Consider the following 16,644-nt stretch of genomic DNA (forward strand, 5'->3'; position numbering starts at 1 on the left):
ACCTCAGGCCCCCTTGGCCGCGGTGCGGACCAGGACGAGGCCGCCGTTCGGACCGGGAACCGCGCCCTTGATGAGCAGCAGACCCTTCTCCGCGTCAACGGCGTGGACGGTCAGGTTCTGGGTGGTGACCCGCTCGTTGCCCATACGACCCGCCATGCGGAGGCCCTTGAACACACGGCCGGGGGTGGCGCAGCCACCGATGGAGCCGGGGGAGCGGTGCTTGCGCTGGGTGCCGTGTCCGGCGCCGAGGCCCTTGAAGTTGTGACGCTTCATGACACCGGCGAAGCCCTTGCCCTTGCTCTTGCCGGTCACGTCCACCTTGACGCCGGCCTCGAAGACCTCGGCGGAGATCTCCTGGCCCAGCGTGTACTCGGAGGCGTCCGCGGTGCGGATCTCGACGAGGTGGCGGCGGGGGGTGACGTCGGCCTTGGCGAAGTGACCCTTGAGGGGCTTGTTCACCTTGCGCGGGTCGATCTCGCCGAAGGCGATCTGGACCGACTCGTAGCCGTCGACATCGTTCGTACGGACCTGGGTCACGACGTTGGGGCCGGCCTTGACGACGGTGACCGGAACAACACGGTTGTTCTCGTCCCACACCTGCGTCATGCCGAGCTTCTCGCCCAGGATGCCCTTGATCTGCTTAGCCATTCTCAGATCACCGACCCTCAGAGCTTGATCTCGATGTCGACACCGGCCGGGAGGTCGAGTCGCATCAGAGAGTCAACGGTCTTGGGCGTCGGGTCGAGGATGTCGATCAGGCGCTTGTGCGTGCGCATCTCGAAGTGCTCGCGCGAGTCCTTGTACTTGTGCGGCGACTTGATGACGCAGTACACGTTCTTCTCAGTGGGCAGCGGCACCGGGCCCGCGACCGACGCACCAGTGCGGGTCACCGTCTCGACGATCTTCTTCGCCGAGGAGTCGATGACCTCGTGGTCGTAGGCCTTGAGCCGGATGCGGATCTTCTGTCCCGCCATGGCTACTCAGTAGTCCTTTGTCTCGTTTAACGCTCTGGAACCCGGTGTTCCGTCACCCGCTCCTCCGACCCACGCGGTCGGGCGTGTCGCGCTCCCGCTGACACAGATGCCCCTTGTTCGAGCATCCCCAGTCTTGGGAAACGCGGCCCTTCCGGTACCGCGGGCCGGGGGCGGAGGCCCACCGGGTGCCTGGTCGGCGCCGTACCTTGCTTCCCGAAAGATTCCCGTACGTCCGCTCCAGCGCTGCCGTGGGGCAGTTGGGGCGACGAGTACTGTGGGACTCGCTTCCGGTCCTCCCGGCGGGAGGCGCGCAGCATCAACACTCGACCGAGCAACCCCGCTAGTCTGCCATACGGCGCAGCGCCTCCGCCAATCGAGCCGGAGAGATTACCCCGAGAGTGACACAGGTCAAACCCGGGTGCCGCGACCGTCGCCCTGAGCAGGGTCGGGGGCCTCGCCCGGGTCGGTGTCGTCCCCTGTGTCGGGGAACACCAGCTTGGCTCCGCCCCTGATCGCTCCCAGGCACCCCAGTCCCAGAGCCAGCCGCAGGAACCGCATGCCCCCGTCCCAGTCGCGGGGAGCGCCGAACACCAGCCAGAAGGCGAGGGAGACGGCGGCCAGAATCGTCGCCACGCCTGTCATGCGCATCACTAAAAGACTCATACTCATATGATCCTCTATCCAGCAACGCGGCCCCGGCTCAGCCCGGTTCCGACGTGCGTGGCCCCGGTCCTGCCCAGAACGTGGTGCCGAGCAGGAGGACCAGGACGGCCGGGACCAGCAGGACCGCCGCCGGGCGCACCTCCTCGTGGAGGAGCCAGGCGCCCAGCAGGCCACCGGTGAACATGGCGCCGACCGAGGCGAGGCGGCGCCCCTCGTTCGTGGCCCCCGAACCGATGCGGGTGTCGGAGAGCAGGGGCAGTCCGCCGAGGAGCGCGGTCAGGGCGCGCGTGGACACGGTGGTGGGCAGGTCCGCGACCCGCACCCGCAAGGTGGTGACGTTGCGCACGCCCATGGCCCCGGCGACCAGCGCGACCACCGCGTAGTGCGGACCGTCCGCCGACGCGCCCGGCGCGTCGAGGCCCGTGCGCCAGGCGACCACTCCGCCGAGCCCCAGCAGCAGCGCCTCACCGATCAGCGCGGGCGGGAACCAGCGCCGGCCTCGGGCGTCCACGATCGACTCGAACCGGGAACCGAGCACCGCGCCGATCGTGAAGCCGGCGAACGAGACGCCCGCCGCCGCCGGGGAGAGCCCGGCGGCACCGGTGAGCGCGAAGGAGAGGAAGAGGAGGTTGCCGGTCTGCACGGCGGTGAACACGGGGCCGAGGACCAGGAAGCTGACGGCCTCGATCACACCGGTCGTCACCGTCAGCACCACCATGATCGTGGTCAGCCCGACACCCGCTCTGGGCTTCATACCCGGACCCTAAGCCGCCCGTAATCCGCTCGCCCGCCCACGAGCGACACTCCTACGCTGATCAGGTAAGTCGGCTGTCACGGGGGAACGTCCATCATGCGCACGCACTATCCGCGGACCAGGCATCTGCCCTGGTCCCCCGGCGCGACCGCCGACGACCTGCGGGTCACCGACCTGTCGGGCCTGCGCGGCCGCGAGGTCGTCGTGACCGAGAAACTCGACGGCGAGAACACCACGCTCTACGCCGACGGCCTGCACGCCCGCTCGCTCGACTCCGCGCACCACCCCTCCCGCACCTGGGTCAAGGCGCTCCAGGCCCGTATCGGCCACGCGGTCCCGGCGGGCTGGCGGGTGTGCGGCGAGAACATGTTCGCGCGCCACTCCCTCGCGTACGACGACCTGGACAGCTTCTTCTACGGCTTCTCGGTGTGGGACGCGGACGGGCGCTGCCTGGGCTGGGACCGGACGGTGGACCTGCTGCGCGGGCTCGGCATCCCCGTGCCGCGCGTGCTGTGGCGGGGCGTGTTCGACGAGAAGGCGCTGCGCGCCCTGCGGCTGGACCTCGGGCGGCAGGAGGGGTACGTCGTCCGGGTCGTGGACGGTTTCGCCGCGGACGAGTTCGGCGCGCGCGTCGCCAAGTGGGTGCGGGCCGGGCACGTGCGGACGGACACCCACTGGATGCACGCGGCCGTGGTGGAGAACGGGCTGGGAGCGCGGGCGCCGCTGTGGGCCGTGCGCTCCGGCGCGCCCGTGGATGCCGACGCGCTGGCGGAGGCCGTCGGACTGCCCGGCGAGGGGGACCGGGAGGCGGTGGCCCGCTTCGACCCGGAGGGGCGGACCGGGGACGAGCGGCTCGCCGGTGTGCTGGCCACGCTGCTGCACGCGCACGCCACGGGCGGTCGGCGGGCCCGGGTGGCCGCCCGGTTGGCGGGTCTCGTGGGGATGCCCCTCGCGCGCCGGGTCGCCGACCTGGTGGGGCTGCACCCCGCGCTGCACCGGCCGTATCCCGACGAGGACCGCCGGACGGGCCTGGCCCGGCTCTCCCTGGCCGCCGATCTCGGTCTGCTGCACGCGGTCGCCCGCGCCACGGCGGCGACGGACGAGGCACGCGAGCAGGTGGAGTGGTCGGCACTGCACGCCGAGGAGGTACGGGGCCTCGACGAGGGGACCCTGGCGGAGGCGTTCGCGGAGCTGTCGGCCGACGCGGCGGTCCGGTGCCGGGCGGAGGCACGGCAGGCGTATGCGCGGGGGCACCTGGGAGACGCGGCGGAGGCCGTCGCGGCCACCTGGCGGTGGCGGTCCGGGGCCTTCCCGAGGCTGATCCAGCTGATCGGCCCGGCGGGCAGCGGCAAGAGCACGTTCGCGCGGGGGCTCGCGGGCGTGGACACGTATGTATCGCTGGACGACCTGCGCGCCGCGCGCGGCGCGCGCGCCGACCAGCGGGCCAACGCCGACGTGCTGCGCGCCGGGCTGGACCGGCTGGACGCGGCGCTCGCCGCCGGTGGCACGGCGGTGTGGGACGCCACCTCCCTCACCCACCAGCAGCGCTCACTGGTGCACGCGGTCGCCCACCGCCGCAACGCCCTGATCACGCACGCCGTGGTCCTGGTCGACGAGGACGCGCTGGTCCGCCGCAACGGCCGCCGCGAGCACCCCGTGCCGCCGGACGTGCTCACGGCCCAGCTGCGCCGCTTCACCCCGCCGTATCCGGGCGACGCCCACCGCACCTGGTACATCGGTGCGAGCGGGACCATAGAGGACGAGATCTGAGGGAGAGGTCCGAGGAACCGTGCGGACGAGCGAGGAGATCTATCACCGGGTGCGCTGGGACGCGCGCTTCGACCCGGCCCGCTTCGTGCTCGGCGTGCTCCAGCGGAACGCCGACCCCAAGCGGGTCCCGCTGCCCGCGTTCGTGCCCGGCGGCGAGATCCCGTGGCACCGGGTGCTGTTCTTCGAGGCGGACGGCGAGCTGGTCTGGGACCGGGCCACGGGGACGGACCGGATCGACGCGACGGACGCGGGGCGCGTACGGGAGGCGCGCCTGCTCCGAGCGCCGTTCTTCACGGCGCGCACGCCACATGCGTGGGACGGAGAGGACTGGGCGCCCGCGCGCTCACCGGGCGGCGTCGCCGCGGCAGCCGTACGGGTGCTGACCTGGAACACCCTCTGGGACCGCTACGACGCCGACCTCATCGACAGCGCCCGGCGCAGGCCGCTGCTGCTGCGGGCGTTGCGTGAGGCCGACGTGGACGTGATCGCGTTGCAGGAGGTCGAGGCGGAGCTGCTGGCCATGCTGTTGCGCGAGCCCTGGGTACGGGAGGGCTGGATCCTGGGGACGGATCCGCGCGGGCGGGACGTGGACGAGTGCGGTCTGCTCCTGCTGAGCCGGCTGCCGGTCCGCGAGGCCGCGTTCCACGCGCTGGGCCCGCACAAGGCGGTGACCGCCGTGGTCGTGGAAGCGGGCGCACGCCCTCTCGTCGTGGCGACGACGCATCTGAGCAGTGACCACTCCACCGACGGAGCGGGCCGCCGCTCCGCCGAACTGGCCCGGCTGGCCGAGGGGTTCGCGACCCTGGACGCCGACCTGCTGCTCCTCGGCGACTTCAACGACGGCGACGACACCCCGCAGGCGGCCCTGGGCATGCGGGACGCGTGGAGCGAGACGCACGGCCGGGCGGACACGACACCGACCTTCGACCCGACCGCCAACCCGCTGGCCGCGGTCTCGTCCCTGTCCGGACGGGCCTCCCGGCTGGACCGGGTACTGCTGCGCGGCACGGGTCTGGGGGTGCGCTCGGCCCGGCTGCACGGGGACTCGCCCACCCCGGAGGGGCTGTACGTCTCGGACCACTACGGCGTACGGGTGGAGGTGGCACCCGAGGCCCCGGACACCGACGTCGCCCGCCGCCTCGACGCACGGCCGACGGCCCGTACGGCGCTGGCCTGGCTCCCTCCCGAGGAGCTGTGGCCGCCGGTCCAGGACATCCGCCGCGACCACGACCCGCAGATCCACCGCTGGCCCCCGCACGTCAACGTCCTCTTCGGCTTCGTACCGGAGCACGCCTTCGAGGAGGCGGCCGCGCTGCTCGCGACGGCCGCGACCTCGCCGTTCGAAGCCCGGCTGGAAGGTGTGCACTGGTTCGGGCATCGCGATGACGCGACAGTGTGGCTGGACCCGGCGGCGGCCGGCGAGGGCCCGTGGGCCGACCTGCACGGCACCCTCGTACGCCACTTCCCGCACTGTCGCGGCCACCGCGAGGGGTTCACCCCGCACCTCAGCCTGGGCCGCACCACCGACCCGAACACCCTGGCCAAGTCCTGCGAGGCCCGACTGACCCCCATGCGGGCGCGGGTCGGCGAACTGGCGCTGCTGTCGCGGCGCGGGGACGAGCCCATGCGGGTGCGCGGGACGGTGGGCCTGGGGACGGGAGAGGTGCGGTGGGCGGAGGAGCGGGCATCGGAGGAGGTGGCCGAGGTCGGCGGGGATGAGGTGGCGGACCGGATCGCCCGCCTCCTCACGGAGGCACTCCCGGACGGCGTCGTGCACGTGGTCGGCTCCCGGCGCATGGGCTGCGCGCTGCCGGGCGCGGACCTGGACCTGGTGGCGGCATTGCCGGGAACGGTCGAACTGGACGCCGTGCAGGCCAAGTTGACCACGATGACGGGCGTGGCGGTCGGCGAGGTGCGCGAGGTGATCGGCGCTCGCGTACCCGGCGTACGGCTGCGGCTCGACGGGCTGGATGTGGATCTGGCGGTCGTGGCCACGGGGGTGATGGATCCGGCGGAGGCGGTGGCGCGGCGGGCCGAGCTGGGTGAGGCGGCGGCGATCGCGCTCAGCGCGGTGAGCGACGCGGAGGCGGTGCTCACGTCGGTGGGTGCGCATGACCCGGCGTTCGTCCGGCTGGCCCGGCAGGTCAAGGTGTGGGCCAAGGCCAGGGGCCTGGACTCGGCGCCGTTCGGCGGGCTCCCGGGCCTGGCGTGGTCGGTGCTGTCGGCCCGCACGGCGGCGCAGTCGGCCGATCTGCCACCGACCGACCTCCTGCGGCCCTTCTTCGCGACGTGGGCGGCGTGGGACTGGCGCGAGCCGGTGGGAGAGCTGGACGGAGTCCCCGGGCCCCTCACGGTCGCGACCCCGTCCGCCCCGGTCCGTTCCTGCACGGACCAGGTGACGGCGGGCATGCGGGACCTGGTCACCCAAGAGCTGTTCCGGGCCTGGGAGTTGCTGGAGGAGGACGCCCCCTGGACCGACATCCTCACCCCTCCCCCACTCCACCGCCGCCACGCCGCCTGGGCGGTCCTGACGGTGGGTTCGGGCAGAGGCGGGGGCGGGAGCCGGGACGAGGGCGCGGACGAGGGCCGGGTCCGGGGCAGGATGCGGGCCCTGATCACGGACCTCGCCGAACTGGCCCCCGACTGCCACGCCTGGCCCCGCCCCTTCACCACGGCCCCCGCCCGCTACGCCATCGGCCTGGGGAAGACCCCGCCGACCGCCGCCGCACTGACCGCCGTGGCGGAACGCCGGCTACGCGGCCTGGCGGGAGTCACGCTGACGCGGGCGGAGGGCGGCGAGGTACCGACCCTGTACTGAGACGGAGAGGGTCAGAGGACGTCGACGTAGTCCGACGCGCTGGTGGCGACGCCGGTCGTCGAGTTGCCGTAGTAGACCCAGCGGTACGAGCCGTCGGCGGAGGCCGTGACCGTGGTCTTCAGCGTCCCCGTGCTGCTGGTGGTGGCCTTCTTCACCGTCTTGAAGGTGTCGGAGCCCTTGGCCTTGAACTGGAGGCTCACGGTACGGCCGCCGTAGCCGTCGTACTTCTTCGTGCTCCAGTTCGCCCGGGTCAGCTTGCCCGTGACGGTGATGGCCTTGCCCTTGGTGACCGGCTCGGGGGTGGCGTTGACGGTCGCCTTGGCCGCGCGCTTGAGCTGCACGGTCTGGGACCGGGTCTCGTACTCCTCGGTCTTGAGACCGCCGTCGGCCTTCCACAGGCGCAGCGCGACGGCGGTCTTCCAGGTCGTGGCGGCCGCGTTGGTGTCGACCTGCTTCCGGCTCCAGTGCGGGTCGATGTGGAACTCGCCCTCGCAGCGGGCGTGCTTGGCGTCGATCTCGAAACAGGTGTAGATACCCGGCCCGATGTAGCCGTCGCCGGTGTCGACGGCCTTGCTCATGCCACCGCGGTAGATGAAGGGGTGCGCGGTGTAACCGGAGGGCGTCGCGGTGCTCTGCCCGGCTGGCAGAGCGATGTTGAAGGAGATCGGCGGCGCCACTTCCTTCGTCGTACCCACCACGATCGGCTTGCCCTTGTTGATGACGATGTCCGACACGGTGATACCGGTGTCCGCCGCCTGAGCCGTCGGCGCGTTCAGCACCGAGAGCCCGAGCGCCCCCACGAGCGTGGCCACCGCGACGGTTCGTCTGCCTGACTTCATTCACACCTCTTCGAATGGATGTCCGTACGAGCGGCGGCAGAGTACCAAGAGTGATCTCGCGGCGATTCCCCACGTCAGGCCCGCCGCAGAGGGCAGACTTTGCCCTCGACCAGGGATGTACGGCAGAACATGAAAGAACCGGAGAAACCGACGTCATGGTGAAGGTGCGGCTGGAGACCAGTCGGGAACACGTCGCCGAGCTGGCGCGGCTGCGCGATCCGATCGGCGCGGTCGAGGAGCTGATCTGGAACAGCGTCGACGCCGATGCCGGGCACGTCGTCGTCACGCTGGAGCGCAACGACCTGGGCGGCGTGGACCGGGTCAGCGTCCAGGACGACGGCAGCGGGATGTCGGCCGAGCACTGCGAGGAGTACTTCCGGCCGATCGGCGCCTCCTGGAAGAAGCGCGCGCAGGGCAGCCCGGTGAAGAAGCGTGCCCTGCACGGCAAGAACGGGCGGGGCCGGGTGCGTGCCTTCGCCCTCGGCATCCAGGTGCGCTGGACCAGCGTCAGCGACGGGGTCGGGGGCCGGCAGCAGCTGGTGATAGAGGCGGACCGGCGCTCGATGGACGAGTTCGACATCGGCGACCCGGAACCCACCGACGATCCGACCGGCACGCTGTTCGAGGCGTTCGGCGAGGACGAGCAGCTGGACATCCTCGCGGAGGACCGGGCCCGCTCATCACTCACCACGGCCTTCGCCACGTACCTGGAGAAGTACCCGGACGTCCGGATCGAGTACGACGGCCAGAACCTCGACCCGGCCGCCGAGCAGTCGCACGTCAGCGACTACGACCTGCCTTCCCCCGCCGCTTGGAGCGGCGAGCCCGCGCGTCTGAAGGTGGTCGAGTGGCGCAAGCCCGTCACCCGCGCGCTCTTCCTGTGCGACGGCGAGGGCATGTCGCGAGCGCAGCTCAAGCCGGGCATCCAGGCCCCGGGCTTCGAGTTCACGGCGCATCTCAGCTGGTCCGGCTTCGACGACATCGACTCCGAAGACCTCGCCTTCACCGACTGGGCGACGCACGGACCGCTGGCCGAAGTCCTCACGACGGCCCGTGAGCGACTCAAGGCTCACTTCCGCGCACGCGTCGACGAACGACGACGGGAACAGGTCGCGCAATGGCGCAGGGAAGGCATCTACCCGTACGCGGAGCAACCCGCCGACGCACGCGAACGCACCGAGCGCGAGACGTTCGACGCGGTGGCCACGACGGTCTTCCGTCACCTGCCCAAGTCCACCGGAACGCGCAGGACCACGTTCGCCCTGCTTCGATCCGTACTCGCTCACGAGCCCTCGGACGTCCTGCGCATCGCCGAGGAGCTGTTCAACCTCTCCAAGCAGGAACGGGAGCAGCTCAACCGACTCCTCGACCGCACTCCCTTGTCGGCTCTGCTCAAGGCCTCCACGGCCGCGACCAGTCGGCTGGACTTCCTGGCGGCTCTGGAGCACCTCGTCTTCGACCCCCACGCCAAGAACCGCGTGAAGGAGCGCTCCGAACTCCACCGAATCCTGGAGAACGAGTGCTGGATCTTCGGCGAGGAGTACGGCCTGCACGTGAGCGATCGAAGCCTCACCGAGGTTCTGCGGAAGCACTGCCACCTGCTGGGCCGCGAGAAGCCGACGGGCCCTCCCGTGCTCCGGCCCGACGGACGCCAGGGGATTGTCGACCTCATGCTGTCGAGAGCGTCCCGGCACCGGCATGACGAACGGCACCACCTGGTGGTCGAACTCAAACGTCCCGGCCTCACCCTGGGATCGGGCGAGTTCGAGCAGCTCAGCAGCTACGCACAGGCCGTCCGGAAGGACGACCGGTTCCGGGACACCCGCACCACATGGGACTTCTGGCTGGTCGGAAACGACATGACGGACACGCTGCGCGAGCTGTCCCACCAGCCCCACAATCCCCCCGGATGCGCTCTGAACCAGCCGACGTACCGGATCTGGGTCCGCACCTGGGGCGAACTCGTCCAGGACTGCGAGGCTCGGCTCCGCTTCTACGGGCAACAGCTGGAGTACCAGTCCTCCACCGAGCACGCGATGGACTACCTGGTCCGCAACCACGGCGACGCGGTGACGGAACTGGTTGCCGACGGGACGGTTCCGGGCCCTCGGAGTACCGGCGTCGCCGAGGTCACACAGTGACGGTCTGACCGGCCACGAACGCCGCTGACCTGAGGAAGTCCTTGCCGCGTATCCCGAAGGTGCGCGCCTTCCGGGCGTTCGCCGAGGCCGGCCGCCAGCTCTCCGAGCTGCACATCAAATACGAGTCCGCGAAGCCCTTCAGTGGCATCGTGAGGACGCTCACCCACGCCCGTCCGGACATGCCCCTGGACGAGCTGTTGCGAGTGACGAAGATGAAGATCCCGAAGGTGAAGGGTGTCCAGGACCGGACGCGGATCGTCTACAACAACCACGTCACTCTGGAGAACATCCCGGAGGAGGCGTACGAGTACCAGCTCGGCGCCCGTTCGGCGATCGAGTGGATCATCAACCGGTACCAGATGAAGACCGACCCGAAGTCCGGCATCGTCAACGACTCCAACGACTGGTCCGACGACCCAGAGTACATCGTCAAGCTGCTCATGCGCGTCGTGACGGTGAGCCTTGCGACCATCGAGATCGTCAAGCACCTCCCGCCGCTCGACATCATCGAAGCCGCCGCCTGACTCGACGAGAACGCGTCCCGTGCCGACACCACTCCGGCACGGGACGCCTCCGACACACGGATCCGCCTACCGCGTGGAGGTCCCCCTGAACCGCACTCTGATCGACATCGACGACGCGTTGCCGACCTTCGCCCAGCAGCGGCTGGACACCAGGACCAAGCGAGACACCATCAGCCGAGCCCGTGCGTTGCACTGGCTTCAGGCCAGTGCTGACGGCTTCCTCGACTTCGAGGTATTCGAAGCCAGGGAGCGAGCAGGGCGGTGAACTACCTCGCCGACACCTCAGCCGTCAGCCCTCGGCGGTGTGCGACACGAAGTCCGCCCAGGCGGTCGGCGTGAGCGCGAGCCGAGGGAGCCGTACGTCCTTGGAGTCGCGGACGTGGACAGTGCCGGAGGTTACGGCGACCTCGACGCAGGAGTTGCCGTCGGTGCCACCGCTGTAACTGCTCTTGAACCACGCCAACTCGGAGGTATCCCCGCCAACGGCCTTGTGGATCATGTTTCTCCCAGCAGTTGCTCGATGAAGGCCAGCGACTCCCGGGGCGAGAGAGCCTGAGCCCGGATGGTGCCATACCGCAGCTCAAGGATGCGCAGGTGTTTGGGATCATGGGTCGCCCGACCGTTGAACGCACCGTCGGAGCGGCCCACGGCACTACCGTCCGAGAACTTGAGCAGTTCGATCCTGCCGTCCAGTCCCGGATGGGGTTCAGTGTTCGTCGGCATCACTTGCAGTGTGACATTGTGCAACCGCCCCACCTCCAGCAGGCGTTCGAGCTGCTGTCGCCACATCATTGTGCCTCCGACCTGCCGACGCAGAGGTGCCTCTTCCAGGACGAAGTGAATCGACGGCGCCGGATCACGTGCGAAGACGCACTGCCGGGCAAGCCGAGCCGCAGCCATACGTTCCACGTCGTCCGGCGAATACGGCGGCTGAGCCGCCCCGATGACGGCCCGCGCATGGTCCGGCGTCTGCAACAACCCGGCGATGATGTTGCACTCGTACACCCCGATCTCGACCGCCTGCCCCTCCAGCTTCCCCAGTTCCCGCACCTTCTTCGGGTACCGGACCTTCTTCACGTCCTCCCAGGTCGCCGAGACAAGCCCGCCCGCCTCCAGCACCTCGTCGGACTTGTCCAGGTACTCCTGCCGGGGAATCCGCTTCCCGGCCTCGATCTTGTAGACCAGGTCCTCGCCGTACCCGATCGCCACAGCGAAGTCCGCCACCCGCATGCCGACGGCCTCACGCCTCAGCTTCAACTGCCGCCCCACGGTCTCGACGACCGCGACGCCCCAGTCGTCGTCCGGGTCCACCTCCCAACCCGGCTCGTCCGTCGCGTCCTTGAGCCCGTCCACGTGCATCGCGCACCCCTCCGCCGTACCGCTGTGACTCAACGCCCCCTACCTGTACGCCCGTTTTGGACAAGCCCGACAGCGCCGGACAAGCCCTGGACAGTAACCGTACGTACCGGCGTAGTCACTGTTCACAGTAGGCACGCACCGCCACGCTGAGTGACGTGAATCCGGAAACCGTCGCCCCCGACACCGAACTCGTCAGCCCCCTCCGCAACTTCAGCGTCCGGCTGTCACCCACACCTCGCGGAGCCCGGCTCGCCCGCCTCCTCGCCACCGAGCGACTGCGCGCGTGGGAGCTGCCCTTGCACCCGGCGGACCACCTGGTCGCCGAGCTGGCGGCCAACGCGGCGACGCACGGACGGGTCCGGGGTCGCGACTTCGATCTGACGATGTACGTCATCGGCGTCACCCTCCGCATCGAGGTGACGGACACGCGCCCCGAACGGCTGCCCCAGCCCGAACCCCTCTCCCCCGAAGCCGAGTCCGGCCGAGGCCTCCTCCTCGTCGAGGCTCTCGCCGACCGCTGGGGAGTGACCGAGGGACGGCCGCCGCGCAAGACCGTATGGGCCGAGGTGAAGCTCGCACCCTGAGTCGAACGCCTGGTGATGGCCGAAACCCGTACTCGCCGTTGAACACCGCCGCGGACCCCCAGAAGATGGTCATGAATGGGTGGCGCGATGCCGGTCCTTCGAGACCGGTACGACGGGGGTGGGCGGTACTCGATGAGGAACCGTATGCAGGTCGTGCTCCAGGTCCTGCTGGCGCTGGTCGCCTGCTTGCTCGGGATCGCCACCAACTACGCGACCAGTACGGACAACGCTCCCTGGGCGCTGGAGGCCATTCAGCGCTTCTCCGTTCCGGCCATCGGCGTACTGATCCTGGCGCTTGTGGTCGGGCAGGTCGTCGCCCACCGGCTGGAGAATCCCGCACCACCCCGGATCGAGTGGCCGCGTGACAGGGTTCCCTACCCGGGGCTCGACGCGTTCGACGAGGACGAGGCGGCCGTCTTCTTCGGCCGCGAGGCGCAGGCGGCCGAACTGACACGTCGGCTGCATGCCACTGCCGCCAGCCCGGCGGAACGGTTTCTGGTGCTGGTCGGGGCCTCCGGAAGCGGAAAGTCCTCGCTGGTCCGAGCCGGGGTGATGCCCCGGCTTCGGCAACGCCGTTGGACCGTCGTGCCGGCCTTCGCCCCGGGCGCCGGCCCGCTGGGCGCCCTCGCCGGGGCGCTGGCGGCTGCCTCGGAGGGACAGGAACCGGCGAGCGCCGTGCTGCGCAGGCTTCGCCTGGGGCCGGACGCGCTGCGAGCCGAGTTGGCGCGGCTGCGTGGTGGGCGGTTCCGGCGGATACTCCTCGTTGTCGACCAGTTCGAGGAGGTCGTCACCCTGGCGGGCGAGCGGGAACGAGCCCAGTTCCTGGAAGCGCTTCGCAACTGTGTGGACCAGGACCCGGCGGTTCGGGTCCTGGTCACCCTCCGTGTGGATCTGCTCGGCAGGCTCCTCGGCACGGGGCAAGCAGAGCTGCTCCAACATCCCATCGCCATCGGGACTCTGGGCCGGGCCCAGCTCGTCGAAGCCGTTGAGCGACCCGGCGCCCTCGTCGGGCTCCGCTTCGAGTCCGGTGTCGTCGACTCGATCGTCGGCGAGACCGGGACGGACGACGCGCTTCCGCTGCTCGCCTATCTCCTACAGGAGTTGTTCTTCGCCGCTGGCCCCGGCGGGACGGTGACCGAGGAGCTGTACCAGCGGCTCGGCGGAGTGCCCGGCGCGCTCGCGCGCCAGGCGGACAACACCGTGACCGGGCTCGGTGCGGGCCTGGGCATCGACTCCGTCCTCCGGGTCCTGCTCAAGTTCGTCACCGTCGAGGGCCAGGACGTGGCCCGTCGCCATGTGCCGTTGTCCGAACTCGACGAACGGGACAGCCTTGTCGTCGATGCCTTCGTCGAGGCCCGGTTGTTGCGCACCGATGCCACGGGTCGCGGTTCCGCGACCGGCGGTGAGCCGTTCGCGCAGGTCACCCACGAGGCGCTGTTCCGCCAGTGGGCCCCGTTGCGGCAGGAGGTCGAGGCCCGGGCCGAACGACTCCGTGAGCGCGCCGAGCTGGAGCGATGGGCGGCCGACTGGGAGCGGGCCGGACGAAGTGACGACTATCTCCTCACCGGGGAACGTCTCACCGCGGCCCGGCGCTGGCTCGAAGCGCTGGAGGAATCCGGGCAGGCGTCCGCAGCCGCCCGCGCGCTCGTCGAGTCCTCACAGCGCCGTGACCTGACTTTCCTGATCAGGATCTCCGACAGCATCGGCCGTCAGGTTCTGCTCAGCGCCCAGAGCGAACCGGAGCGTTCCCTGCTGCTCTCACTCGCCGCGCTGGACGAGTGCGCACCCACGCCCTCTGCCAGGCGTGGGCTGATGGCGGCGCTGGCGGCGAGTCACCTCCGCTCCCGGCTCGACGGGCACACGGACACCGTTCGGCACATCGCCTGGTCCCCGGACGGCCGCATGCTGGCCACAGCCTCCAGGGACGGCACCGGCCGCGTCTACGACGCGCTCTCCGGACGCCCGTTGCTGGTTCTGCCGTGCGACGGCGTCATGGTCGAGTCCGTCGCCTGGTCACCGGACTCGGCAAGACTGGCCACCGTCGGCCGTGACCGGGTCGTCCGTATCTGGGACGCCGCCTCGGGGGAGCCGGTCGGGCTGCTCACCGGTGCCGAGGACGTCAACAGACAGGTGGCCTGGTCGCCGGACGGCAGACATGTCGCCGCAAGTTCCAAGGACCGGGTCGTACGGGTCTGGGAAGCCGATACCGGGCGGCTCGCGCACGAACTGCGTGGGCACTGCGAAGACGTCTGGGGCGTGGCGTGGTCATCGGACAGCAGCCGCCTGGCCTCCGCCTCCCACGATCAGAGCGCGATCGTGTGGGACCTGGCGACAGGGGAGGCGGTCACCACGCTCACCGGGCACTCGGACTTCGTCGAGGGCATCGCCTGGTCGCCGGACGGGCGGCACATCGCCACCGGCTCCGGGGACCACACCGCCCGCATCTGGGATGCCGGGACCGGCGAACTGCGCCTGTTACTTCGCGGACACGCCGACTACGTCTGGAACCTGGCCTGGTCGCCGGACGGCCGCATGCTGGCCAGTGCCTCTTCCGATCGCACGGTGCGCATCGTGGACACAGCGGACGCCAAGGTCCTGGCCGTGCTGCGTGGCCACGCCGACACGGTGTGGGGCGTTACCTGGGCACCCTGCGGGACCACGCTCGCCACCAGCTCCAGCGACGGCACCGGCATGGTGTGGGACCTGCGTCCGCGTGGTGCCGAGACCGTCATGGCCGACGGACACCGGCGCCCGGTGAACCAGGCTGCCTGGTCCGGCGACGGCAGCCGTTTCGCCACGGCCTCGGACGACGGCACCTTGCGTGTGTGGGACTCGGACACCGGCGTCGTGGCCGGACCGGTGACCGAGGTGGCGGACCGGGTCTGGGCCGTCGCCTGGGCTCCGCAGGGCGAACGGCTCGCGTTCGGCACCAACAACGGCCTGTTCCGGATTGTCGACGGACACGGCGGCACACTGTTCGAACGACAGGGCGAGGTCGTCGAGGGGTGCGCATGGTCCCCGGACGGCGGCCGGATCGCCACCGGTGGTCACGACGGCGCTGTGTGTGTCCTGTCCGCACGCGATGGGACCCAGCTGCTGAAACTGACGGAACACCAGGACTGGGTGGGGCGCTTGGCCTGGTCGCCGAGCGGGCGGCGGCTCGCCAGCAGTTCTGACGACCGTACGTGCCGACTCTGGGACATCGAGGAGGGGCGTCAGTTCACCGTGTTGCGCGGCCACGAGAACTACGTCGAGGACGTGGCCTGGTCACCGGACGAGACGAGGATCGCCACCGCTTCCGCCGATTGGACGGCCGCCGTGTGGGATGTCGCCACCGGACGGCGCGTCGATGTGCTCAAGGGGCACGAGGGGCGGCTTCGCGCCGTCGCCTGGTCACCGGACGGCCGGCACATCGCCACGGGCTCCGACGACCGCACCGTACGGGTCTGGTCCGCCTCCACCCTCAAGGAAATCGCCGTGGTCGGCGTGCACCAGGACAAGGTGACCTCCGTGTCCTGGTCCCCGGACGGTGCACGCCTGCTCACAGCATCGGCCGACGGGACAGCGCGGGTGTGGCGGGCGGAGCCGGACTACGACGGGCTGGAGGCGACCGCCCGGGGAAGGGTCTTCCGCACCCTCACGCACGAGGAACGGCGGCAGCATCTGCTGTCGCTCGACCCCGTGTGACGTCGTGCATCAGTAGACCTGTTCGATGGTGAGCTCGTCGTCGCCGACGAGGTAGTCGTCCGGGTTCAGGCCCATGGCCTTGCGCTCGGGCGACGACCAGTACAGGGCATTGCGCTCGGCGAAGGTCTCCGGACCGTCGTACGAGATGAGCCAGATGAACCGGTTGCTCTCACGATCCACCCAAGCTCCACCGATCGTGAACCCCAACTCCAGCCGCAACGGCACGATTTCGCTCCGCCAGCGCTGTACCCACTCGTCGAGCAGACCGTCCTGGATGGTGTACGTGCGCAGTTTCGTGGTCTTCGGCATGACAGACATCCTCTCCGAACCGCGAGGTGCGTGTACTACCGGAACCCGGAAATGTGCGCTTCGGTGCGGCGAGCGGTCTTTCCCCAAAGAACCCTGGGAGAGAAAGAACCCCACCAAACCCCACCCCTCCTCCCGCCCGGCAGGCCGCCTCACCCTCGCGGGTGAACATCGCCCACTCGGCTGGATTCGGGAGCGGTCACCTGCCCTACGCTCGGCGCAACA

14 protein-coding genes and 1 pseudogene are annotated in these 16,644 nt (G+C 70.3%); 7 read left to right on the top strand and 8 right to left on the bottom strand.

The annotated features are described in order from the left end of the window. Positions 1-3: 3 nt before the first annotated feature. The 4 genes from rplC to P8T65_RS17810 form a co-directional block, all read right to left on the bottom strand. Entirely contained in the window at positions 4-648 is a 645-nt protein-coding gene (gene rplC / locus P8T65_RS17795; RefSeq protein ID WP_005481233.1) for a 50S ribosomal protein L3, read from the bottom strand. Positions 649-665: 17 nt separating this feature from the next. Then, positions 666-974, bottom strand: a complete 309-nt coding sequence (gene rpsJ, locus P8T65_RS17800) for a 30S ribosomal protein S10 (protein WP_003948644.1) — start codon at positions 972-974, stop codon at positions 666-668. A 408-nt stretch (positions 975-1,382) separates the two neighbouring features. After that, positions 1,383-1,637, bottom strand: a complete 255-nt coding sequence (locus tag P8T65_RS17805) for a hypothetical protein (RefSeq protein ID WP_316726284.1) — start codon at positions 1,635-1,637, stop codon at positions 1,383-1,385. A 37-nt stretch (positions 1,638-1,674) separates the two neighbouring features. Next, positions 1,675-2,391, bottom strand: coding sequence for a YoaK family protein (locus tag P8T65_RS17810; RefSeq protein ID WP_316726285.1), 717 nt, complete (start codon positions 2,389-2,391; stop codon positions 1,675-1,677). Between the two features lie 96 nt (positions 2,392-2,487). Between P8T65_RS17810 and P8T65_RS17815 the strand changes: the two genes are divergently transcribed. Together P8T65_RS17815 and P8T65_RS17820 are read left to right on the top strand one after the other, a co-directional pair. Continuing rightward, positions 2,488-4,161, top strand: coding sequence for an RNA ligase family protein (locus tag P8T65_RS17815; RefSeq protein ID WP_316726286.1), 1,674 nt, complete (start codon positions 2,488-2,490; stop codon positions 4,159-4,161). Between the two features lie 19 nt (positions 4,162-4,180). After that, complete coding sequence (locus P8T65_RS17820; RefSeq protein WP_316726287.1) at positions 4,181-6,979, top strand: poly(A) polymerase; 2,799 nt, start codon at positions 4,181-4,183, stop codon at positions 6,977-6,979. An 11-nt stretch (positions 6,980-6,990) separates the two neighbouring features. Here the strand turns inward: P8T65_RS17820 and P8T65_RS17825 are convergent, their stop codons facing one another. Next, entirely contained in the window at positions 6,991-7,818 is an 828-nt protein-coding gene (locus tag P8T65_RS17825) for a hypothetical protein (RefSeq protein ID WP_316726288.1), read from the bottom strand. Between the two features lie 155 nt (positions 7,819-7,973). On the opposite strand from P8T65_RS17825, the gene P8T65_RS17830 reads away from it, so the two are divergent. From P8T65_RS17830 to P8T65_RS17840, 3 genes and pseudogenes are all read left to right on the top strand, one after another. Beyond that, a complete protein-coding gene (locus tag P8T65_RS17830) occupies positions 7,974-9,959 on the top strand; it encodes an ATP-binding protein (RefSeq protein WP_316726289.1) in 1,986 nt (661 codons plus the stop codon). Between the two features lie 26 nt (positions 9,960-9,985). Beyond that, a pseudogene (locus P8T65_RS17835) lies at positions 9,986-10,483 on the top strand (type ISP restriction/modification enzyme); the annotation flags it as partial. Positions 10,484-10,556: 73 nt separating this feature from the next. Beyond that, on the top strand, positions 10,557-10,748 hold the full coding sequence (locus P8T65_RS17840; RefSeq protein ID WP_316726290.1) for a DUF2191 domain-containing protein: 192 nt from the start codon (positions 10,557-10,559) through the stop codon (positions 10,746-10,748). Between the two features lie 24 nt (positions 10,749-10,772). On the opposite strand, the gene P8T65_RS17845 is transcribed toward P8T65_RS17840, so the two are convergent. Then, positions 10,773-10,982: a DUF397 domain-containing protein gene (locus P8T65_RS17845; RefSeq protein ID WP_316726291.1), complete on the bottom strand. Its 210-nt coding sequence runs from the start codon at positions 10,980-10,982 to the stop codon at positions 10,773-10,775. Next, the gene (locus P8T65_RS17850) at positions 10,979-11,842 is read right to left on the bottom strand and encodes a helix-turn-helix transcriptional regulator (RefSeq protein ID WP_316726292.1); all 864 of its coding nucleotides are present in this window, start codon (positions 11,840-11,842) and stop codon (positions 10,979-10,981) included. Before P8T65_RS17850 ends, P8T65_RS17845 begins: the two co-directional genes overlap by 4 nt. A 146-nt stretch (positions 11,843-11,988) precedes the next feature. Between P8T65_RS17850 and P8T65_RS17855 the strand changes: the two genes are divergently transcribed. Together P8T65_RS17855 and P8T65_RS17860 are read left to right on the top strand one after the other, a co-directional pair. Then, the gene (locus P8T65_RS17855; RefSeq protein WP_316731623.1) at positions 11,989-12,426 is read left to right on the top strand and encodes an ATP-binding protein; all 438 of its coding nucleotides are present in this window, start codon (positions 11,989-11,991) and stop codon (positions 12,424-12,426) included. Positions 12,427-12,558: 132 nt separating this feature from the next. Then, entirely contained in the window at positions 12,559-16,113 is a 3,555-nt protein-coding gene (locus tag P8T65_RS17860; protein WP_316726293.1) for a WD40 repeat domain-containing protein, read from the top strand. 9 nt (positions 16,114-16,122) lie between these two features. Here the strand turns inward: P8T65_RS17860 and P8T65_RS17865 are convergent, their stop codons facing one another. Next, positions 16,123-16,422, bottom strand: a complete 300-nt coding sequence (locus P8T65_RS17865; protein WP_316726294.1) for an NIPSNAP family protein — start codon at positions 16,420-16,422, stop codon at positions 16,123-16,125. Positions 16,423-16,644: the final 222 nt, after the last annotated feature.

It is taken from the genome of Streptomyces sp. 11x1, assembly GCF_032598905.1.
Taxonomy (GTDB): domain Bacteria; phylum Actinomycetota; class Actinomycetes; order Streptomycetales; family Streptomycetaceae; genus Streptomyces.

Coding starts and splice junctions, on each gene's coding strand:
- P8T65_RS17850 (WP_316726292.1), bottom strand. CDS start 11,842: ATGCACGTGGACGGGCTCAAGGACGCGACGGACGAGCCGGGTTGGGAG.
- P8T65_RS17805 (WP_316726284.1), bottom strand. CDS start 1,637: ATGAGTCTTTTAGTGATGCGCATGACAGGCGTGGCGACGATTCTGGCC.
- P8T65_RS17865 (WP_316726294.1), bottom strand. CDS start 16,422: ATGCCGAAGACCACGAAACTGCGCACGTACACCATCCAGGACGGTCTG.
- P8T65_RS17860 (WP_316726293.1), top strand. CDS start 12,559: ATGAGGAACCGTATGCAGGTCGTGCTCCAGGTCCTGCTGGCGCTGGTC.
- P8T65_RS17845 (WP_316726291.1), bottom strand. CDS start 10,982: ATGATCCACAAGGCCGTTGGCGGGGATACCTCCGAGTTGGCGTGGTTC.
- rpsJ (WP_003948644.1), bottom strand. CDS start 974: ATGGCGGGACAGAAGATCCGCATCCGGCTCAAGGCCTACGACCACGAG.
- P8T65_RS17825 (WP_316726288.1), bottom strand. CDS start 7,818: ATGAAGTCAGGCAGACGAACCGTCGCGGTGGCCACGCTCGTGGGGGCG.
- P8T65_RS17810 (WP_316726285.1), bottom strand. CDS start 2,391: ATGAAGCCCAGAGCGGGTGTCGGGCTGACCACGATCATGGTGGTGCTG.
- P8T65_RS17815 (WP_316726286.1), top strand. CDS start 2,488: ATGCGCACGCACTATCCGCGGACCAGGCATCTGCCCTGGTCCCCCGGC.
- P8T65_RS17830 (WP_316726289.1), top strand. CDS start 7,974: ATGGTGAAGGTGCGGCTGGAGACCAGTCGGGAACACGTCGCCGAGCTG.
- rplC (WP_005481233.1), bottom strand. CDS start 648: ATGGCTAAGCAGATCAAGGGCATCCTGGGCGAGAAGCTCGGCATGACG.